Below are 18,974 nucleotides of genomic sequence, written 5' to 3'. Positions count from 1 at the left end.
CCCGATGCCGACACGTGCGACGAAGCCGAAGCCGAAGCTCCTGATGGGAACGGCGGCGCCGACCCTCGCCCTGCCCCTCATGCTGGTCTCGCCCGCATGGAGCAGTCCGAGTCCCCCGCCGGAACCGTCGACGCTGTGCGCACCCGCGGGGGTCCTGCGGGGCGCGAACGGGCAGCGTGCCGTGGTCAGTCTGTGCGCGGGCAGCGGCACCCCGACGATGGCGGTGTCGGCTCCGGCGACCTGCACCGGTCCGGGAGAGGACGACGACGACCGCGCCTGTCTGACCTCGGGCACCTGGACCGCGCAAAAGGGCGGCGTGACGGCCGCCTCGGGAAAGCTCCCCGGAGGCGGCGAGTATCCCGGCCCGGGGACGTACGACGTGACGGCCGACGTCCGCGTGAAGTCGTCGCCCCCCGGCCTGAACCTGCACGGCACCGTCCACGCCACGCTGACCCTGACCGCAGCCAAGCCGCCGGCCACGCACCGCATCGAGGTCGACCGGACCACGCTCCGGCGCGGTGCGGAGACCACACTGACGTACCGGATCCACCGTGACAGCGAACAGGGCGACGGCAGCGCGCGGTTCGGGCTGATCGGGGAGGAGAGTTCGGGGGTGCGGCTGTCCACGTCGGACGCCCGCTGCGTCAACCCGCTGACCGGCCGCTATCCCGCGACGACCAGGAACGCGTACGCCCTCGACTGCGCCCTCACCGACCTGCAGCCGGGTCATCCGGCCACGGTCGTGGTCCGCGCCTCGGTGGGGTCCGCCTGTTCCACGGTCGTCTCCAAACTGGGCTACTGGATGCCGCAGGGCCAGGCGCTGTACACCGGGGGCATGCTCGCGGGACCGACGGTCCGCTGCGCCTGACCCGTCACCGCCGTTCGACCAGATCCAGCGCCCGCTCCCAGCCGAACTCCGCTCGAGTGCCGTCCTCGTCCGGCTCGCCGGAGTACGGCTCGCCGAACCGGACGCCCATCCCGCGCAGCCGCACCAGGCTGTCCCGGTAGGCGGGATGGGCGGCCAGCGCGTCGGCCACGCACGGGAGTACGGCGACCGGGACGCCCAGGCCGTAGGTCTCGCACAGGGTGGCCACCGCGAGGGTGTCGGCGAGCCCGGCCGCCCATTTGTTGACGGTGTTGAAGGTGGCGGGCGCGACCACGACGGCATCCGGCGGCGGGAAGGGGCGCGGGTCGCCGGGGGTGCGCCAGGCGGAGCGTATGGGGCGGCCGGTCTGCGCCTGGACGGCGGCGGTGTCGAAGAAGCCGTTCATGGCGACCGGTGTGGCGATGACGCCGACCTCCCAGTCCCGCTCCTGGGCGGCGGTGATGAGCTTGCTGACGTCCGCGGCGATCCCGGCGGCGCACACGACGACGTAGAGAAAGGGCTTCTCGGCCTGTTCGGTCATCCGCGAACCCTACTCACCGTGGTCTCAGGCGAGCGGGAAGGACCGTTCCCGTTCGGCCTCGGGCCGCGGGCCGTGGATGCGGCGCTGGTTCTCCTCGATCGGCACGTCGTTGATGCTCGCCTCGCGCCGGGTCATCAGGCCGTGCTCGTCGAACTCCCACAGCTCGTTGCCGTAGGAGCGCCACCACTGGCCGTCGGCGTCGTGGGACTCGTACTGGAAGCGGACCGCGATGCGGTTGCCGTCGAAGGCCCACAGGTCCTTGCGCAGCGCGTAGTCCAGCTCGCGCTCCCACTTCGCGGTCAGCAGCTCGACGATCTCGGCCCGCCCGGTGACGAAGGTGTCGCGGTTGCGCCACACCGAGTCCTCCGAGTAGGCGAGCGCCACCTTGTGCGGGTCGCGGGTGTTCCAGGCGTCCTCGGCGGCCTGGACCTTCTGCGCGGCCGTTTCGCGGGTGAACGGGGGCAGGGGCGGGCGGTCGGCGGCCATGAGTTCCTCCTCGACGGGCGGACCGCGGCAGAGAACGATCGTTCTCCTCCGGGCTGCTACCGTAGGAGAACGCTCGTTCTCGCGTCAAGCGAGCACATCAAGGGGAGGTCGCACGCCGCATGGCCGTCATGGACAGTGCAGTCGCCCGTGAGCAGGCGCTGGATGCCGCGGAGGAGCTGTTCTACGGGCGGGGCATCAAGTCCGTCGGCATGGACGACATCCGCGGCGCCTCAGGCGTCTCGCTCAAGCGGCTCTACCAGCTGTTCCCGGCAAAGGAGCAGCTGGTGGAGGCGTATCTGGAGCGGCGCGACGTGCGCTGGCGCGCCCGCCTGGCCGAGTTCGTCCAGCGGCAGGAGGGGCCCGAGGAGCGGATCCTGGCGGTCTTCGACTGGCTGGAGCTGTGGTTCGGCGAGGACGGCTTCCGTGGGTGCGCGTGGATCAATTCCTACGGCGAGCTGGGCGCCTCGTCGGCCCGGGTGGCGGCCCAGGTGCGGGCGCACAAGGAGGCTTTCCGGGGGTATCTCGGCGGGCTCGTGGCGGATGCAGGGCTGCCCGGCGCCCTGGCCGGGCAGCTGTTCCTGCTGGCCGAGGGCGCCATGGTCACCGCCGGGATCGCTCGGAGCACGGAACCCGCCCGGGAGGCGCGCGAGGCGGCCCGGCTGCTGCTGCGGGCGGGCTGAGCCCGGGGCCCTCAGGGCCCGTCCGGGCGCCCGCCGCCTGGGACGCTCTCTGCTTCGCGCCGGCAGCGACCCCCGGACGACTCCGAGCGGGACTCGGACCCGGGCTCTCAGCCCCCCGACACGGTGATCGCGCCGACCGGGCAGGCCCGGGCCGCTTCGCGCACCATCGGGTCGCCGCCGCCGTCCTCCCGTCCCGGCAGCAGCGTGCTGAATCCGTCGTCGTCCTGGGTGAAGACGCCCGGTGCGGCCAGGGCGCACTGGCCCGCGCCGATACAGACGTCCTTGTCGATCTCGATATGTGTGTCGGTGTGCATGGCCTTGAGCCTCTTACCAGGTCACGGGGAGTTCCAGCATCCCCTGGATCGTGTCGCCGGGTTTGAAGGGAATCTCGTCGGCCGGGGCGGCCAGGCGCAGCGTGGGCAGCCGGTCGAAGAGGGTGTGCAGGGCGATCTCCAGCTCGGCGCGGGCCAGGTTCTGGCCGAGGCACTGGTGGACGCCGAAGCCGAACGCCACGTGGTGGCGGGCCGAGCGGTGCCAGTCGAGGGTGTCGGGGGCGGGGTAGACGTCCTGGTCGCGGTTGATGACCGAGGTCGCGAAGACCACGCCGTCACCCGCCCGGATCGTCGTGCCGCCGGCCTCGATGTCCTCGGTGGCCCGGCGCAGCAGACCGTCCGCGATCGACAGCATGCGCATCAGCTCCTCCACGGCGCCGGGCAGCAGCTCGGGGTTGCCGCGCAACTCGGCCAGCTGCTCCGGGTGCTGGAGGAGGGTGAAGGTGCCCAGGGAGATCATGTTGGCGGTCGTCTCATGGCCGGCGACCAGCAGGATGGTCGCGAACGAGATGACCTCCTGGCGGTCGAGCACTCCCTCGCGCAGCTGCTGGTGGACGAGTTCGTCCAGCACGCCGTCGCCGGGCTCGGGCTGTTTCAGCTTGCTGTCGATCAACTCCTCGAAGTAAGCGTCCAGTTGGTTGCGCGCGTCCTGCACGTCGTCGGCCGTGGGGCCGCGCAGCAGCCGGCGTGACTGTCCCTCGAAGAACTCGTGGTCGGCATACGGGACGCCGAGCAGCGCGCAGATGACCATCGACGGCACGGGCAGCGCGAAGGCGTTCACCAGCTCGGCGGGCGGTCCCTGCGCGATCACCGCGTCGAGCCGCTCGTCCACGATGCGCTGGATCTGCGGCCGCAGTTCGGTGGCGCGCCTGAGGGTGAAGCTGGGCACCATCATCCGCCGCTGTGTGCGGTGTTTCGGGTCGTCGACGCCGAGGAGGGCGACCCTCCGGTTCTTCACCGCGGCGAACCGCTCGGTCGGTGCCGGGAAGTCGGGATGGGTGCGGTCGGTCGACAGGCGCTGGTCGGAGAGGAGCTCGCGGGCGAGGGCGTGCCCGGTGACGAGCCAGGCCGGACGGCCGTCGTAGAGCGTGATCCGGCTCAGCGGGCGGGTGGCGCGCAACGGGTCGTAGGCGGTGGGCGGGTGGTAGGGGCAGGTCCGGTCCTGGGGGAAGGCGACGGGTTCCGTTTCCGTCATGGAAGACCTCGCAGACGAAGAGTGCGTCGTGCAGATCTTCATTAGATGCCCGGGGCATCTATGGGACGACGTGAAGTTCGGCCAGATCGGTGGCGCGGGCATTCTGGCCGGGGATGCTCGCTCGGGCATCTGGACCGGGCCGGAGAGGCCGTAGCCGTCTCCACCATCCGGCCATGTCCGCAGCCGTCGAGGGGCCGGCCGGTGACCGGTCCGCCGGCGAGTGGCGTGATCGCGTCCCCGGAGGGCAGTGCGGTATGGATGAATCCTGCGCGCACCGGTGTTGAAGCGGTGCCAGTCAGCTGCAGAACTCGACGATGGGACGGATGAACATGCCTCTTGAGGGCGAGTACGAACCCAGCCCGGAGCAGTGGGTACGCGATCAGGTGGAGCTGTACGAGAGCTCCGGTGGCACGAAGGGGACGACCCTCCTCGACACCGGCATGCCCGTCGTCCTGGTCACGACCCGGGGTGCGAAGAGCGGCAAGATCCGCAAGACGCCTTTGATGCGCGTCGAGCACGAGGGTCGCTACGCCCTGGTCGCCTCGCAGGGCGGCGCGCCCAAGCACCCGGTCTGGTACCACAACGTCAAGGCCGATCCCCGTGTGGAGCTCCAGGACGGGCCCGCCAAGCAGGACATGACGGCCCGCGAGGTCACCGGCGCGGAGAAGGCCGAGTGGTGGAAGCGTGCCGTGGCGGCCTATCCGCCGTATGCCGACTACCAGAAGAAGACGGACCGGGAGATCCCGGTGTTCGTGCTGGAACCCGCGGACGGGGAGCACTGAACCCGGCCGGCTTCGGCCGTCCCGGAAACGGGCGCTCCCACAGCCGCCCGACCGGCGGCTGAACCGGGCCGGAAAAAAATCTTCGTTCCAGGACGCATGAAGCGGTTGCCGCCGGGCAAGCGTGCGTCAGGCCCCGCCGCGTTCCCCCGTCGCGGCGGGGCTTTCCCGTGCCTCGTCGGCCGGCCGGTCGGTGATGTCGAGGAAGATCTCGGCGGCCTCGGGCACGGTGTTCGCGAGGGACCGCTTGATCCGCACGGCGACCTCCTCGACCTGCTCGCTGTCCAGGCCGGGCACCAGGTCGACGCGGGCGGCCACGAGGACCGTGTCGAGGCCCGTCTTCATCGTGAACAGGGCCTCCACGCTGTCGATCTCGGGCTGCGCCTCCAGCAGGGACCGGATCCGGGCCGCCGTGCGCGGGTCCGCGGACTCCCCGATCAGCTGGTCGCGGGCCTCGCGGCCCAGGCGGTAGGCGACGAAGACAAGCAGGGCGCCGATGGCCAGCGAGGCGGACGCCTCCCACACCACCTGCCCGGTGACCATGTGCAGCGCCATGCCCACGGCGGCCAGCGTCACGCCGAGCACCGCCGTGCCGTCCTCGGCGACCACCGTGCGCAGCGCCGGGTCGCGCATGCCCTGTGTGCCGCCCTGGCGGCGCACCTGGTGCAGGGCCCGCGCCAGTGAGACGCCCTCCGCGACGAAGGCGACGCCGAGCACGACCAGGCCCGCGACATAACCGCTCAGTTTCTCCTCGGCCCCGTTCTTGAGGGCCTCGGCGCCCTGGAAGAAGGAGAAGCAGCCGCCCATGACGAAGATCCCGACGGCTGCCAGGAGCGACCAGAAGAACCGTTCCTTGCCATAGCCGAAGGGATGCCGTTTGTCTGGTGGGCGGCGGCTGCGGCGCAGCGCGGCCAGCAGGAAGACCTCGTTGAAACTGTCGGCCACCGAGTGCGCCGCCTCCGACAGCAGCGCCGGTGATCCGGCCAGCAGGCCGCCGGCGGCCTTGGCCACCGCGATCAGCAGATTGGCGGCGAGCGCCACCAGCACGGTGACGTGTGTCCTGCGGTCCGCCTTGTCGTCCGAGGTTGTCGAGGATGTCCCGCTCACCCTCGCCGACTGCCCCGCTCGTGGCGGCTCACACCGCGCGCGGGGAATTCGGGGGAATCGGGGGAATGCGGGGAACCCGGTCATCAGAGACGGGGAACCCCTTGTCAGGGGACATGCGACGCAGGGAGGAACCATGGGCGGCGGGGGCAACAGCAGCTACGGGCAGACGGCGTTCAAGCGGTCCAAGAGCCACTTCACGGACCGGATCACGGCGGACGGCCGGGACGGGTGGCCGGTGGAGGCGGGCCGTTACCGGCTGGTGGCCAGCCGTGCCTGTCCCTGGGCGAGCCGGGCGCTGGTCTCACGCCGGCTGCTCGGCCTCGAGGAAGCCCTGTCCCTGGGCATCGCCGACCCGATCCAGGACGACCGCAGCTGGCGCTTCTCCCTGGACCCGGACGGACGCGACCCGGTCCTCGGCATCCGCTTCCTCAGCGAGGCCTACGACCGGCGGGAGACCGGGTACCCGGGCGGCGTGAGCGTGCCCGCGATCGTCGACATACCCAGCGGGAAGCTGGTCACCAACGACTACCAGCAGCTCACCCTGGACCTGGCCACCGAATGGCGGGCCCTGCACCGCGAGGGGGCACCCGACCTGTATCCGTACGCCCTGCGCGACGAGATCGACTCGGTGATGGCGGACGTCTACGAGGACGTCAACAACGGTGTGTACCGGGCGGGTTTCGCCACGGACCAGGAGGAGTACGAGGCCGCATGCGCCGGTGTCTTCCGGCGGCTGGAGCTGCTGGCATCGCGGCTCGAGCGGCAGCGGTACCTGGTCGGCGACACGATCACCGAGGCGGACATCCGGCTGTTCACCACGCTGGTGCGTTTCGACGCCGTCTACCACGGTCACTTCAAGTGCAACCGCTTCAAGCTCGCGGAGAACCCGGTCCTGTGGGCGTACGCCCGCGACCTCTACCAGACGCCCGGCTTCGGTGACACCGTCGACTTCGATCACATCAAGCGGCACTACTACCAGGTGCACACCGGCATCAACCCGACCCGGATCGTGCCCCTCGGGCCGGACCTGTCCGGGTGGCTGACGCCTCATCACCGCGAGGAGCTGGGCGGCCGGCCGTTCGGCGACGGGACGCCGCCGGGGCCCGTCCCGGCGGACGAGGTGGTTGCCGGGCCGGGCCGGCCCTGACCGACGAAGGAGACAGACGTGGCGAAGACGAAGAAGAGGAAAATGAAGCTGCCCCTCGCCTACAAGCCGCTGGGGTTCGCCATGGGGTGGGCCAGCGGTGCCATCGCCTCCCTCGCCTTCCGCAAGACATGGATGGCGCTGCGGCACGAGGAGGACGCGCCCGACGCCCTCGACCGGGACCGCGGCTGGGGAGAGATCCTGCTCGCCGCGGCGGTCCAGGGCGCCCTGTTCGCCGTGGTGCGCAGTGCGGTGGACCGCACGGGAGCGAAGGCCATCGAGCGCTCGACCGGCGTCTGGCCGGCCGCCGACCAGGGCGGCCGGGACTAGACGCTCCGCGGGGCAGTGCGGCGATGTCCGTCGATCGTCTGCGGCGCCGTCGTGGCGTCGCGCCCCGCGCGGAGCCTCATGTCGACACAGCCCCGCGCCCCTTTTGGGCGCGGGGAACCGCACCGCTTCGACCGTCCCGCGCAGCTGGCGTGATCCGGCGGACAAGCCCTGGATCTCAGCCCTGCTTGGGCGCCGTCGGTGTGGTGCGGCGCAGGGTGAAGGAGTGGCCTGCCGGGTCGGCGTAGCCGCGTTCCTCGAAGGGGCCGGACGCGTCCTTCGTGTCCAAGGGGCGTCCGCCGAGTTCGATCACCTTGCGCTCCACCGCGTCCAGGTCCTCCACCATGAAGTCCAGATGGACCTGGAGGGAGTTCTCGGGGCGCGGCCAGCTGGGCGGCGTCGCGTTCACGTCGCGGCGGAAGGCCAGCCGGATGCCGTCGGCGCCCCTGATCTCCACGCGGTTGGCGGTCGCGTCCGTCTCCTCGGCCGCCAGCAGCTCCTTGTAGAACACGGCGAGCTTCTCGGGCTCGAGGCAGTCGAGCACCAGATAACCCGCTTCCACCAGTGGCATGTCTCCTCCGAACGGTCCGGGGCCCGGGACTTCGTGCCCCGCGGCCCTGTACCTCACGGATATCCCGGTCCGGCGGATTCAGTCGGCGACCGTCCGCTCCCCGCCCCGCCCGGCCGTGCCCGGATCTCCGCCGGCCGTGCCGCCGCGGCGCTCGACAGCAGGTCCTGACCCGCTGCAGGGGATCCATGTCGCGGTCAACCGCGTGACACCCGACGGCCACGGCGCCCCGGTGTTCCTGCCGGGCGAACGCATCGGCCTCGCCGAGGCGTTGACCGTGTACACCGCGGGATCGGCCCTGGAACCCTTCGACGACACCGGCCGGATCCAGTCGGGGCGCTCGCCGATCTGGTGGTCCTGGACCGTCACCCGTTCGACGGGCCGGGCGAGGCGATCGCACAGACGGCTGTGGACCTGACCTAGGTGGGAGGGCAGGCAGTGTACGCAGCTCATGAGGCGTAAGCAGTAACGCACATCACGGTGAGGTCACGCGTAGATCATTTACGCTCTGGGCAGCCTCGTAACGCTTCTCGGTTCAACTTTCGGCCATGGAAGCTCAGTTCGAGGGCACGGGTGGCCATTTCGGCCACCCGTTCGCAGGGCCGGGGGGACTCTGCATCGCCGTCTCCCGGAAGGAAGCGCATGCCTCAGGACGTCACGCTCGATCTCCCCTTCGACACTCCCGTCAGCAGAGATCACGGCATTCCCTTGCCTTCCTCCAGCCGTAGCGCACCCCGGACCCGGTGGTTGCGCTTCGCCTGACCCACCGCGCAGGCGACCGGCGAGGCCGCCGCGGAAGGCACAGAAGACTCTCGGGCACGGCCGGCCCCTCACCATGGCCGATCGATCGCTTTGTCATGTCCACAGCTTGATGGGAGACCGGTGTGAAATCCCCAGTCGCAGGTACGGTTCCGCAGGCGTCCGTCGACAGCTTGATCCCGGCGCAGCCGAGCACCCCGCTGCAGCCCGCCGAGGCGGCGAACGCCCTGGCCCGCCTCCTGGAAGAACGCATCAAGGGAAGCACGGAGGAGTACCGAAACAGCCAGAACGCCGCTCGGCAGCGGCTGGACGCACTCATATCCCCCGCACTCATATCCCCCGGCTCCAGTAACCCGCTGCACGTGGCGGGAGCCCTCCACCTGGCGCAACCCGCGTTCCTCCCGCCCGACGAAGAGGGCTACGCCAGGTTGCGGCACCTCGATGCCGGCCTGCGCATGATCGAAACGGCCTTCCCCCAGGTCAGCACCGATATCGAGATCTGCCGACTGACCTGCACGATGCTGGAGGGAGCCTGGCGGACCCGGGCACTCACCCCGCCGCGTGCGGAGGAGCAGACAACCGCCTGCACCTGCCCGCTGTGCCGTCGGCTGCCCGCACCCCCCGTACGCACGCTGGCTGACTACAACTGGCGGCAGAGCGCCGGTCGTCCCCTCACCGTCAAGGCCTGGCCGTACCGCGAGGAACTAGACAGCGTCCTCACCGCAGGATGGATCTGGGTCCGGCAGTTGAACGACCTGGAACGAGACCTTGGCCTCCGCCACCGTTTCGAGGACGACATCCTCGTCTTCCACGAGTACAAGCGCGTGATCGACACCATCGACACCGCGAGCGTCATCCGACTCGTCGAAGACCGCCTGGCCGAGAATTTCAGCACCAACAGCGCACGGGCCCTGGTCTGCGGACTCTACGCAGCCCACAAGCGATCCGCCGACGAGTACTGGCTCCAACAGCACCAAGCGGGCGGCGCGAGACTCCCCCAGACCAACCCGCTGAGCCAGAGCGCCTATTCAGCCCTGCAGATGCTGGACTGCCTGTTCTGGCATGTCTCACCCGACGCCGAACTCTGGCAGGAGGAACACCTCGCCTCCCTGCTGCTGTGCCGCGTCATCGACGACATGGCCGACGTACGAGTCGACTCCCTCACCGGCGAGATCAGCAACTTCTGGCTCGCCGACATCCCCACCCACACCAAGGCCCTCTACGCCGCCTGCACGATCGCCCTCATCAAGTACGGGTGCATGCCCGAGGCGCACCACCCGATGTGGAACACCTGGCTGATGAACAGCACCATCGTCTGGATGGGGCTCACGGGCCGCCACGCCCTGTGGTTCGACGGCATCACCCAGGGCCTGCCGCCGGCCGAGGAGTGCCCGCTGTGCGACCTGCAGCCCAACGCATGCGCCGGCATCCTCACCCACGGCACCACCCTCACCCTCGCCCCGCGGCCCACCGCACCGACCCTGAGCACCCGGACCGCCGAGCTGTCCGCACTCTGCCGAGCCCAATTCCCCCGGACCTGGCCCCTCTTCGACGCCGAGCTCCACGCCTTCGAAGCACTGCACGGCCCCTGGCAGGGCAGCACCGGCAGCGCATGGGAGATCCTTCGACGCACCTACATCGCCGCCGTGGAGGCATCCATGGACGCGCCGTCCCCGGACCGAGCTCGGCAGGTCCAACAGGACGCCGGCGCCGTCGGATCCGAAATGTTCTCCACCCTGTACGACCCCCGGACCGGGAGGGAGGACACCGCGCTGCTCTCCTACATGTTCGGCTGCGCCCACCCGCACTTCATCTGGAACGCCACGGGACACCGTCCCACGAGCGTCACAGGCGACTGGCTCGACGGCTGAGGGACGACCGGCCGGCCGCATGGGAAAACGCTGCTGCCCGGCCGGTTTCCGGCCGGGCAGCAGCGCGCTCGCTCACACCGGGAACTCGACCGGCAGGCTGTCCAGCCGGGACTCCCAGGTGGAGGCGGTCGATGTGAGTTCGTCGGCCTCCACTGCCAGCCGCAGGCCCGGCAGCCGGTGCAGCAGGACGTCCACCGCGATCTCGATCATGGACTGCCCCATGCTCTGCCCGGGGCACTCGTGAGGGCCCGAACCGAACGCCAGGTGCGCCTGGTTGCCCGCCACCGAGGCATGCGGGTCGGGCCGGACCTCGGGGTCGAAGTTGCCCGGCGCGAGACCGAGGACGAGCAGGTCACCCGCCTCGATGTGATGCCCGCCCAGCTCGACGTCACCGGCCGCGAAGCGCCCCGGCAGGACGGAAAGCGGCGGAGAGTTCCACATGGCCTCCTCCATCACCGCCGAGATGTTCAGCTGACCGCCGATCAGCCCGGAGAGCCGGGAGGCGTCGGTCAGGACCAGCCGCAGCACCCGGGCCAGCAGGTTGGTGGTGACGGCCGCGGCGATCATCACCATACGCAGATGGTCGACGACCTCGTGGTGGTCGAGAGCCGCGTGATGCCCCAGGAGGTCGGTGGCGAGGTCGGAGCCGGGTTCGGCCCGTCTGCGCTCGACGAGTTCACCGAGGATCTCCCTGGTCACACCGTCGTGCACGAGGGCTTCCTCACCGCCCTTGAGCACCGCAGCGCAGGACTCGACCAGCCGGCGCCCCTGCGCCTCGGCGAGCCCCAGAACGCGGCTCATCACCAGCATCGGCACATAGTCGGCGTAGTCCGCCACCAGATCGGCGCGGCCCTCGGCCGCGAACCCGTCGATCTGCTTGTTGGCGAAGTGCGTGGCGTGGCGCCGGATACCGCGGACGACAGCGGCCTGCAGCACGTCCTTGACGGCGCCGCGCAGCCTCCGGTGCGGTTCGCCGTCCTGGGACACGCAGTCAGGACGCCAGGCGAGCATCGGAATCAGCGCGGAGGTCTCCGCGATCCGTCCCTCCTGCCAGTCCCGCCAGGTCCGCGCGTCCCGGGGGAACTGGCTGGGATTGTCGAGCACCCGCCGAGTCTCCCGGTAGCCCAGCACCAGCCAGGCCGCAACGTCACCCTCCAGCAGCACCGGCGCGACGGAGCCGTGCTCCTTGCGCAGCCGCTCGTAGACGGCCTGCGGGTCGGTGGCCACGTCCGGGCCGTACAGTCGCGCGAGTTCCGCCCCGCCGTGCGCGACGGGGCACCCGCGGGGCGCGTCGGGGCCGTTTAAGGTCTGGGGGTTCATCGGGACTCCAGTGCGACGGCGGAGCGGTCCTTCAGGTGGCGGATCAGCGCGACGAGCACGTCTCGGCTGGAGGCACGGTCGCGGGCGTCGCAGGCCACGACCGGGATGCTCTCGGGGATGTCCAGGGCGTCGCGGATCTCCTCGACCGGATAGTCCTTGGAGTCGGGGAAGACGTTCAGGGCGACGACGAACGGGACGTTCTGCCGCTCCATCTCCTCGATGGCCCGGAAGCTGGAGGCCAGGCGCCGCGTGTCGACCAGGACGACCGCGCCGAGCGCGCCCTTGAACAGGCCGTTCCACAGGAACCAGAAGCGCTCCTGGCCCGGGGTGCCGAACAGGTACAGCATCAGGCTGTCGTTGAGGCTGATCTTGCCGAAGTCCAGGCTGACGGTGGTCTCCGTCTTGTCGGCGACGCCGATGAGATGGTCGACGTCGGCGCTTGCCTGGGTGAGCGTCTCCTCGGTGGTCAGCGGCTTGATGTCGCTGACGGAGCGGACCATGGTGGTCTTCCCGGTGCCGAAGCCGCCGGCGATCATCACCTTCACCGAGCGGGTGCCGCCGGCTGCCGGGCGGCCAGGGTGATCAAAGCCGTTCAAGTCCACTGAGTACCTCCTCAAGGAGCGCGAGGTCGGGCCCGCGACCGGCGCCGTGCGCCGGGATGGGGTCACGGGCTTCGACGCGGCCTGCCTCGAGCAGATCCGCCAGCAGCACCGCAAGAATGTTGAAGGGCAGTCCCAGATGGGCGCCGAGTTCGGCCACCGACAGCGGATCGCGGCAGCGCCGGAGGATGTCCTCGTGTTCGTGCTGCATACCCGGTGCGGGGGCGGTCAGGGAGACGATGAGGGTCGCCACGTCGAGACTCGACGCCGAACCGCCCGGTCCGCTGCGCCCCCCGGTGAGGACGTAGTAGCGCTCGAGACCGGACGGGTCCGTGGGCCTGCGGGGAGCACTCATCCAGAGTGCTCCTCCAGGCGCGGAGTGGTGCCGAGGAGCTCGCCCATCCTCCGGGCCAGGTCCCTCATCTGGTGTCCGAGCAGCCCCTGGTCGAGGCCCTCGCGGGCCAGGACCCCGAGATACGTCTCCACCCCGGCCCGTACGACGAAGAGGTGGCCGCCGTCGACCTCGATCATGGCCAGCCGCAGCTGCCCCGCGTATCTCGGGAACTGCTCGGCGACCGGCTGGGCCAGCGCCTGCAGTCCGGCCACCACGGCAGCGAACCGGTCCACGTCGTCGGGGTCTTCGGCTCCGAAGGAGGTGATGGCCTTGCCGTCGCTGGAGGCCACGAGCGCGAAGCGGATCTCCGGGATGGACTCCACCAGATCGCGGAGCGCCCAGCTCACGTCGGTTCCCTGTTGCGTCATGTGGACTAGTCGCTCTCTTCAGTGCGGTGCTCGGTGGACCGGCGCCCCGAAGACGTCGTGTCCTCCGTGGTGGACTCCTCGTCTGCCTCGCGGCCGGCGGTGGCAAAGGCAGCCAGGCCGGTGAACGAGGCGTCCGGCGGGACGGCGAAGACCGTGGTCTCCTCGGTGCGCTCGGCCGGCTGGGGCCGTGCCGTGCCTTCCTCCTCGTGCCGTTTGCTGCGGCGCCGGGGCAGTCCGCCGGGAGTGGTCTCCACCGCCTCGGAAGGCTGGGCCACCGGCTGGGCGGACGCGGCCGCCGACACCGGCGCAGCCGCCGCGGGCGGGGCCGCCGGGGTCGACGCCGTGGCCGTGGCAGTCGTCGCAGCAGCCGTGGGAAGCGGGCTGAAGTACTTGTGCGGGACCACGACCACCACCGAAGTGCCGAGCCAGGGCGAGTCCGCGAAGGTGACACGGATGCCGTAGCGGCGGGCGAGGGCGCCCACCACGCGCAGCCCGATGTTGGCGTCCTCGGAGATTCCGCCGATGCCGGGTCCGGCCGCGGTGCCGGTGAGGGCCTCCTCGGCCTCGCGCTTCTTCTCCTCGCTCAGGCCCTTGCCGGAGTCCTGGATCTCGATGCCGACGCCGTTGGGCACCTCCTTGCCGGAGACGAGCACGGGCTCGCTGGGCGGCGAGTAGCGGGCCGCGTTGTCCAGCAGATGGGCGAAGATCAGCGTCAGGTGGTCCACCAGACCGCCGTCGACGCCGAGTTCGGGCAGATGGCGGACCTCGACGCGGTGGAAGTCCTTGATCCGGCCGATACCGCCGCGCACCACGCTGAGCAGGCGCTGCGGCTCCTGCCACTGCCGGCCCGGGCGGTCCGAGCCGCCCAGCACGCCGATGCTCGCGGCGAGGGAGTCGGCGGGGCCGAGTTCCTGGTCCAGCTCCATCAGACCGCGGGCGACGGCCGGCAGCCGGCCGTGCTCGCCCTGCATCTCGTGCAGCCGGCCGCGGAGCTTGCTGGTCAGCACGTGGATGCGGTTGCCGATGCTGATCACGGCCTGCTCGGCGGTGGTGGAGCGGTTGAACTCCTCCTCGACGGCGATCAGGGCGGTGCGCAGCACCTTGCGCAGTTCGGCCTGCAGGTCGGCGCTGACCTTGGCGCACTGGCCGGGCTCGGGCAGCAGGTCGTCGATGGCCTCGCCGGCGCGCAGCTGCTTGAGCGCGTCGGGCAGCTGCTCGTCGGCGAGCCGGGCCACCGCGTCGTGCTGGTGGGCGAGTTGCTCCTGCCAGACCGCGGCCTGGTCGGCGAGCTGGGCCTCGTAGGACTTGGCCTGGTCGGCGAGGCGTCCCTCGAAGGCCCGTGTCTGTTCGGTCAGTTGGGCCTCGTACGTCGAGCTCTGCTCCGCCAGCCGCGCCTCGTAGGCGCCGGACTGATCACCCAGCCGGGCCTCCAGCGAGCCGCGCTCGGCGGCGTATTTCCGTTCCAGGCCCGCGACATGCTGCTGCCACTGCTGCGAGTGCTCGGCCTGCTGGGCGCGGAAGGAGCCCTCACTGGCGCTCAGCTGCGTGCGGGTGCGGAGCAGCAGCCGTACGCACACGGCGCTGGCGGCAGTGGCCGCGACGCCCGCGACACCGGCGGCGATTCGCTCGGAGCTCATGAACGTGGCGGCAACCGTCCCGCCTCCTAAGGCCAGCGGCATCAACCACCAGCTGTACCAGGCGACAGGGGCCCGCGCCGCCGGCGGCGGAGTGGCGAGTTCCATCTGCATCCTTACAAGCAACACGAACGAACGGGGGGGTGTGCAAGGGGGACCGCACTGATGCGTGAGCACCACGGGGCGACCGATCGCGATCGAGTCAACTCGCAGCGCCGCACAGGAGCTTATCGGGTTTGAACCCGAAAGGATCAACCTCGAACAGCCGACGGAAGTGAGGGTTCCATCACTCTCAGCCAGCGGCCGACGGGTCGACAAATCCCTTTGCGAACCTGCGAACTTGTCAGGTGATGACAATTCACCTGTCCATCACTGTCCGCCGTTGATAAGCCCTGATGAATTACCCACGGGTATCGTCGCGGCCGTGCCGAAGAGAGCCGCTGTGCCGGTGGAGGAGCCGCGCGGCCCGTTCAACGCGTTGCCGGCGGGCCTGCACCACCACCTCAGACCGTTCTTCGCCGACATCACCGAGGAGGTCGTACGGGCGATCAGGACCGAGATCCCCGAGTACGCGCGCCCCGCCGACGACACGTACATGCAGGGTGTGCACCGTGGCGTGGACCATGCGCTGCAGGGCTTCCTGGAGCGGATGGCGAAGCCGGACACGGACTGGGAGCCGGTGAAGGCGACGTATCAGCGCATCGGCCGCGGGGAGGCCGAGGAGGGGCGCAGCCTCGACTCGTTCCAGTCGGCGCTGCGGCTGGGCGCACGGGTGACATGGCGGCGGGTGAACGCGCTGGTCGACGCGGATCTGCTGCCGCGCAATGTGCTGGCGGCCTTCGGCGAGGCGCTGTTTCTGCACCTGGACGAGATGGCGGCCGCAACCACCGCCGGCTACACGGAGGCGCGGCTGCACGCGGCCGGTGAGCTGCAGCAGCGGCGTACCCGGCTGCTCGATCTGCTCACCGCGGATCCGCCCGCCTCCGCTGAGGCCATCGCGGAGCTCGCGCACAGTGCGCGCTGGCCGGTGCCGCGCGCGCTCGCGGTGGTGGCGGTCGACCACCGCCCGCAGGCGGGCGGGCAGCCGATCGTGGCGCCGGAGTTCCTCGCCCGCTTCGACGTCCAGCCGGCGGTGCTGGTCGTCCCGGACCCGGAGGGGCCCGGCCGGGCGCGGGCGGTGGCCGGGGCGCTGCACGGACGGTTGGCCGCGATGGGCCCGACGGTGGCCCTGCAGGAGGGTGCGCGGTCGCTGCGCTGGGCGTCCGAGGCGCTGGACCTGGTGCGGCGGGGCGTGCTGCCGGGCAGTGAAATGGTGCGCTGCCAGGACCACTTGGCCACGCTGTTGCTGCTGCGCGACGACGCCCTGATCGACGCGCTGACCGAGCACCGGCTGCGCCCGCTGGAGCAGGTGCGGCCGCCACAGCGCGAGCGCCTGGCGGAGACCCTGCTCAGCTGGCTGCAGTGCGGCCACAACGCCAGCGAGGTCGCCGTCCGGCTGGCCGTGCACCCCCAGACGGTGCGCTACCGCATGCGCCAGCTGGACGAGCTGTTCGGCTCCCGACTGCACGACCCGGCGGCCCAGTTCGAGATGCAGCTGGCCCTGCGCGCCCTGGAGCTGCGCCGGGGTGCTACAGGGGCTGGCGCAGGGTGACCGTCATGGCGGTGAAGCCGCCCCGCTCGTAGAACCGGATGGCGTCCGCGTTCGCCGCGTAGGCGGTCACCTCGGCGTGCTCGGCGCCCTGCCGCCTGGCCCAGTCCAGGAACTCCTCCACCAGCCGGTCTCCGGCCCGGGCGCGCCGGTGCTCGGGGCGGACGTAGATGCTGGCCAGGGTCGCGGAGGCGACGGTCCGCTTGTCCGTGGGCCCGGTGACGGATCCCATGAGGTGTCCGACGACCTGTCCGTCGTGCTCCACCGCGAGGACGAGTCGCGCCGGGTCGTCCAGGGCCGCGGCGAACGACTGCGCGCCGTGCTGCCGCGGCCAGTCGACGTTCACGCTGCTGTCCCGCGTGCCGCCGTCCTCGGCGAACAACCCGGCGCTGGAGGCGACGAGGCCCGGTATGTCCTCGGTACGGGCACGTCGCACGATCACCTGTCGGTCAGTCATGTGCGCAGGCTATCGGCGGGCACTGACAGTGACACTTCCTGGACACCTGTCCCGCTATAGTGGACACCTGTCCAGGAAATCGAAACAAGAATGACGGAGCCCTGCAATGGAGACGCTCGCGAACGTACTGGTCGGCCTGGTGGCCGCCCTGCATGCCTACATCCTGGTGATGGAGATGTTCCTGTGGCAGAAGAAGCCCGGGCGGGCGCTGCACGGCTTCGACCGGGAGATGGCGCGGGCGACCGCTCCGATGGCCGCCAACCAGGGGCTCTACAACGGCTTCCTCGCGGCCGGTCTGGTCTGGGGCCTGATCGCGGCGGACCCGACCGGCTTCCGCGCCCAGGTGTTCTTCCTGTGCTGCGTCGTGGTCGCGGGCGTCTACGGCGCCCTCACCGCCAACCGTCGCATCCTGTTCGCGCAGGCACTGCCCGGCGCGCTCGCCCTGGCCGCCGTCCTGATCGCGCAGTGACCCGCCGCGCGCCGCACGACCCGCGGGCCGCGCGCACCCGGGCGCGACTGCGGGAGGCGCTGCTCGCGGAGTGCGCCGAGCGGCCCCTGGCGGAGGTGGGGGTGGCGGCGCTGGTACGGCGCGCCGGGGTCGGACGGGCCACCTTCTACGTGCACTACGACGGTCTGGAGGCGCTGGCGGTCGACGCCTGCGCGGACGTCGTCCGGGAGGCCGTGGAGGCGCTGCACTCGTGGCAGGGCCGCCCGGACCCGGTGCACGCGCCGCCCGCACTGGCCGAGTTCTTCGCCTCCCTCTCCCCGCACGCCGGCCTGTACCGCGAACTGCTGACCCCGGGCGGCGGCGGCCCGCTCGGCCGGGTGCTGCACCGGGACCTGCGCGCCTACAGCCTCCGCGAACGACAGCGGGCGGGCGCCGCGGACGCAGCGCTGGTCGCGTCGGCCGTGGCCGCCACCTTCGCGGGCGTGCTGGCCGACTGGCTGCACGGCCTTCTTGAAGGTGACGCGGCCCAGATCGCCGACGAGGTATGGCAGTTGCTGGTCGCCCTGCATGCGAGCCGGTGACGACCGTTCACTTGCAGCCCAGGCCGGCCCTCACCAGCGACCAGGCCTCGACGCCGTCGGGCGTACGGACGTAGGCCTTGCCCGGATCGCCGCTCAGCCACAACTGCACGTCATGGAAGCGGTATCCGGTGTCGTGGGCGTCGGCGGGCATGGGCACGTCCCCGTCGTACGGGGAGGTGAGCATGCCGTCGGGGAGGACTCCGTCGGGATCGCGGGCGTACAGCCTGCCGTTCCTGCCCTCCCCCAGCGACAGGAGGCGCGCCTTCTGCCAGCCGCAGTGGGCCGGGCCGGTGCTGCTTTTCACCTTGGTGATCGGCACGCGTCTGCCGTGCCGGTCGGTCCAGATCTCGTACCACTGCCGGTCGGTGAAGCTCGCCGGCAGTTCGGAGGGGTCGCAGGAGGCACTGGTCTCCGGACCCCAACCGGGCCGGTTCTTCTGGTCCTTGGCCACGACGACGGCGACCTTGGTCCTGCCGTGCACGTCGAAGGAGTACAGGACGCGGTCCTTCTCCCTGCGCTCCGCCCGGTAGCCGTAGCGGGGGATTTCAGGCTGCTCGATCTCGAAGTACGCCCTGAGGCCGTCCTCCGGTGTCCTGCCTCCGTCGGCCTTGCTCCACGGGTCGCTGCCGCCGCCGGAGTAGATCTGCCCGTCGCACTCCAGCGCCCGGCCGGCGGCGCCCGACGCGGTCCGCAGGGCACGGACGCCGTCCTCGCCGACATGCTTCACGGGCACGTGCAGCGGCCCGCTGTAGGGCGCCTCGGGAGCCGAGCCGTCGACCACGAGATCCCGGGCCTGCTCCCCGCCGCACGCCACCGCCGCCGACGCGACCAGCACCGTCGTTGCCATGAGTCGTCCGCGCATCCCCCACCC

General features: G+C 70.9%; 23 protein-coding genes and 1 pseudogene. 11 read left to right on the top strand and 13 right to left on the bottom strand.

What is annotated here, in order from left to right:
* The first annotated feature begins 4 nt into the window (after window positions 1-4).
* The gene (locus tag ACIBW9_RS27010; RefSeq protein ID WP_398959246.1) at window positions 5-868 is read left to right on the top strand and encodes a hypothetical protein; all 864 of its coding nucleotides are present in this window, start codon (window positions 5-7) and stop codon (window positions 866-868) included.
* Window positions 869-872: 4 nt separating this feature from the next.
* On the opposite strand, the gene ACIBW9_RS27005 is transcribed toward ACIBW9_RS27010, so the two are convergent.
* Together ACIBW9_RS27005 and ACIBW9_RS27000 are read right to left on the bottom strand one after the other, a co-directional pair.
* Window positions 873-1,406, bottom strand: a complete 534-nt coding sequence (locus ACIBW9_RS27005; RefSeq protein ID WP_398959244.1) for a flavoprotein — start codon at window positions 1,404-1,406, stop codon at window positions 873-875.
* Between the two features lie 24 nt (window positions 1,407-1,430).
* Window positions 1,431-1,892, bottom strand: a complete 462-nt coding sequence (locus tag ACIBW9_RS27000; RefSeq protein ID WP_398959242.1) for a nuclear transport factor 2 family protein — start codon at window positions 1,890-1,892, stop codon at window positions 1,431-1,433.
* A gap of 128 nt (window positions 1,893-2,020) precedes the next feature.
* On the opposite strand from ACIBW9_RS27000, the gene ACIBW9_RS26995 reads away from it, so the two are divergent.
* Complete coding sequence (locus ACIBW9_RS26995) at window positions 2,021-2,572, top strand: TetR/AcrR family transcriptional regulator (RefSeq protein ID WP_398959240.1); 552 nt, start codon at window positions 2,021-2,023, stop codon at window positions 2,570-2,572.
* A gap of 107 nt (window positions 2,573-2,679) precedes the next feature.
* Here ACIBW9_RS26995 and ACIBW9_RS26990 read toward each other — a convergent pair whose 3' ends face one another.
* Both ACIBW9_RS26990 and ACIBW9_RS26985 read right to left on the bottom strand, forming a co-directional pair.
* Window positions 2,680-2,886 (bottom strand): ferredoxin, encoded by a 207-nt coding sequence (locus ACIBW9_RS26990; protein WP_344401312.1) that lies wholly within the window; start codon window positions 2,884-2,886, stop codon window positions 2,680-2,682.
* Window positions 2,887-2,899: 13 nt separating this feature from the next.
* A complete protein-coding gene (locus ACIBW9_RS26985) occupies window positions 2,900-4,099 on the bottom strand; it encodes a cytochrome P450 (RefSeq protein WP_398959238.1) in 1,200 nt (399 codons plus the stop codon).
* On the opposite strand from ACIBW9_RS26985, the gene ACIBW9_RS26980 reads away from it, so the two are divergent.
* Entirely contained in the window at window positions 4,098-4,253 is a 156-nt protein-coding gene (locus ACIBW9_RS26980) for a hypothetical protein (protein ID WP_398959236.1), read from the top strand. The two genes, ACIBW9_RS26985 and ACIBW9_RS26980, sit on opposite strands and share 2 nt — an antisense overlap.
* Before the next feature lie 175 nt (window positions 4,254-4,428).
* A complete protein-coding gene (locus ACIBW9_RS26975) occupies window positions 4,429-4,881 on the top strand; it encodes a nitroreductase family deazaflavin-dependent oxidoreductase (protein WP_398959691.1) in 453 nt (150 codons plus the stop codon).
* 126 nt (window positions 4,882-5,007) lie between these two features.
* On the opposite strand, the gene ACIBW9_RS26970 is transcribed toward ACIBW9_RS26975, so the two are convergent.
* Window positions 5,008-6,069, bottom strand: coding sequence for a cation diffusion facilitator family transporter (locus tag ACIBW9_RS26970; RefSeq protein ID WP_398959234.1), 1,062 nt, complete (start codon window positions 6,067-6,069; stop codon window positions 5,008-5,010).
* Window positions 6,070-6,118: 49 nt separating this feature from the next.
* Between ACIBW9_RS26970 and ACIBW9_RS26965 the strand changes: the two genes are divergently transcribed.
* Window positions 6,119-7,132 carry a glutathione S-transferase family protein gene (locus ACIBW9_RS26965; protein WP_398959232.1) on the top strand — a complete coding sequence of 338 codons (1,014 nt, stop codon included), beginning with the start codon at window positions 6,119-6,121 and terminating at the stop codon, window positions 7,130-7,132.
* 42 nt (window positions 7,133-7,174) lie between these two features.
* Window positions 7,175-7,459 (top strand): DUF4235 domain-containing protein, encoded by a 285-nt coding sequence (locus tag ACIBW9_RS26960; RefSeq protein ID WP_398959689.1) that lies wholly within the window; start codon window positions 7,175-7,177, stop codon window positions 7,457-7,459.
* A gap of 175 nt (window positions 7,460-7,634) precedes the next feature.
* Here ACIBW9_RS26960 and ACIBW9_RS26955 read toward each other — a convergent pair whose 3' ends face one another.
* Window positions 7,635-8,027: a VOC family protein gene (locus tag ACIBW9_RS26955; RefSeq protein ID WP_115911314.1), complete on the bottom strand. Its 393-nt coding sequence runs from the start codon at window positions 8,025-8,027 to the stop codon at window positions 7,635-7,637.
* Between the two features lie 157 nt (window positions 8,028-8,184).
* On the opposite strand from ACIBW9_RS26955, the pseudogene ACIBW9_RS26950 reads away from it, so the two are divergent.
* Both ACIBW9_RS26950 and ACIBW9_RS26945 read left to right on the top strand, forming a co-directional pair.
* A pseudogene (locus ACIBW9_RS26950) lies at window positions 8,185-8,447 on the top strand (amidohydrolase family protein); the annotation flags it as partial.
* Window positions 8,448-8,908: 461 nt separating this feature from the next.
* The gene (locus tag ACIBW9_RS26945) at window positions 8,909-10,654 is read left to right on the top strand and encodes a hypothetical protein (RefSeq protein WP_398959230.1); all 1,746 of its coding nucleotides are present in this window, start codon (window positions 8,909-8,911) and stop codon (window positions 10,652-10,654) included.
* Window positions 10,655-10,726: 72 nt separating this feature from the next.
* Here ACIBW9_RS26945 and ACIBW9_RS26940 read toward each other — a convergent pair whose 3' ends face one another.
* The 5 genes from ACIBW9_RS26940 to ACIBW9_RS26920 are packed head-to-tail and all read right to left on the bottom strand — an operon-like array spanning window position 10,727 to window position 15,077.
* A complete protein-coding gene (locus tag ACIBW9_RS26940; protein ID WP_398959228.1) occupies window positions 10,727-11,974 on the bottom strand; it encodes a cytochrome P450 in 1,248 nt (415 codons plus the stop codon).
* A complete protein-coding gene (locus ACIBW9_RS26935; protein WP_389084880.1) occupies window positions 11,971-12,576 on the bottom strand; it encodes an ATP/GTP-binding protein in 606 nt (201 codons plus the stop codon). Before ACIBW9_RS26935 ends, ACIBW9_RS26940 begins: the two co-directional genes overlap by 4 nt.
* Window positions 12,557-12,928, bottom strand: coding sequence for a DUF742 domain-containing protein (locus ACIBW9_RS26930; protein ID WP_365834042.1), 372 nt, complete (start codon window positions 12,926-12,928; stop codon window positions 12,557-12,559). The genes ACIBW9_RS26935 and ACIBW9_RS26930 overlap by 20 nt, the downstream gene beginning before the upstream one ends.
* Complete coding sequence (locus ACIBW9_RS26925; RefSeq protein ID WP_099933429.1) at window positions 12,925-13,335, bottom strand: roadblock/LC7 domain-containing protein; 411 nt, start codon at window positions 13,333-13,335, stop codon at window positions 12,925-12,927. The genes ACIBW9_RS26930 and ACIBW9_RS26925 overlap by 4 nt, the downstream gene beginning before the upstream one ends.
* 5 nt (window positions 13,336-13,340) lie before the next feature.
* Window positions 13,341-15,077, bottom strand: a complete 1,737-nt coding sequence (locus ACIBW9_RS26920) for an ATP-binding protein (protein ID WP_398959225.1) — start codon at window positions 15,075-15,077, stop codon at window positions 13,341-13,343.
* Between the two features lie 316 nt (window positions 15,078-15,393).
* On the opposite strand from ACIBW9_RS26920, the gene ACIBW9_RS26915 reads away from it, so the two are divergent.
* Window positions 15,394-16,620 (top strand): PucR family transcriptional regulator, encoded by a 1,227-nt coding sequence (locus tag ACIBW9_RS26915; RefSeq protein ID WP_398959223.1) that lies wholly within the window; start codon window positions 15,394-15,396, stop codon window positions 16,618-16,620.
* Here the strand turns inward: ACIBW9_RS26915 and ACIBW9_RS26910 are convergent.
* The gene (locus ACIBW9_RS26910; RefSeq protein WP_398959221.1) at window positions 16,598-17,074 is read right to left on the bottom strand and encodes a GNAT family N-acetyltransferase; all 477 of its coding nucleotides are present in this window, start codon (window positions 17,072-17,074) and stop codon (window positions 16,598-16,600) included. The two genes, ACIBW9_RS26915 and ACIBW9_RS26910, sit on opposite strands and share 23 nt — an antisense overlap.
* A 106-nt stretch (window positions 17,075-17,180) precedes the next feature.
* Between ACIBW9_RS26910 and ACIBW9_RS26905 the strand changes: the two genes are divergently transcribed.
* Together ACIBW9_RS26905 and ACIBW9_RS26900 are read left to right on the top strand one after the other, a co-directional pair.
* Complete coding sequence (locus tag ACIBW9_RS26905; protein ID WP_390697699.1) at window positions 17,181-17,543, top strand: DUF1304 domain-containing protein; 363 nt, start codon at window positions 17,181-17,183, stop codon at window positions 17,541-17,543.
* Window positions 17,540-18,103, top strand: coding sequence for a TetR family transcriptional regulator (locus ACIBW9_RS26900; RefSeq protein WP_398959219.1), 564 nt, complete (start codon window positions 17,540-17,542; stop codon window positions 18,101-18,103). Before ACIBW9_RS26905 ends, ACIBW9_RS26900 begins: the two co-directional genes overlap by 4 nt.
* 7 nt (window positions 18,104-18,110) lie before the next feature.
* On the opposite strand, the gene ACIBW9_RS26895 is transcribed toward ACIBW9_RS26900, so the two are convergent.
* Window positions 18,111-18,965, bottom strand: a complete 855-nt coding sequence (locus tag ACIBW9_RS26895; RefSeq protein ID WP_398959217.1) for a hypothetical protein — start codon at window positions 18,963-18,965, stop codon at window positions 18,111-18,113.
* Between the last annotated feature and the right edge of the window lie 9 nt (window positions 18,966-18,974).

It is taken from the genome of Streptomyces sp. NPDC049541 (genome assembly GCF_044465725.1).
Classification (GTDB): domain Bacteria; phylum Actinomycetota; class Actinomycetes; order Streptomycetales; family Streptomycetaceae; genus Streptomyces.
The sequence above is the reverse complement of the archived record's forward strand: the minus strand, read 5'-3'. Positions and strand labels throughout refer to the sequence as shown.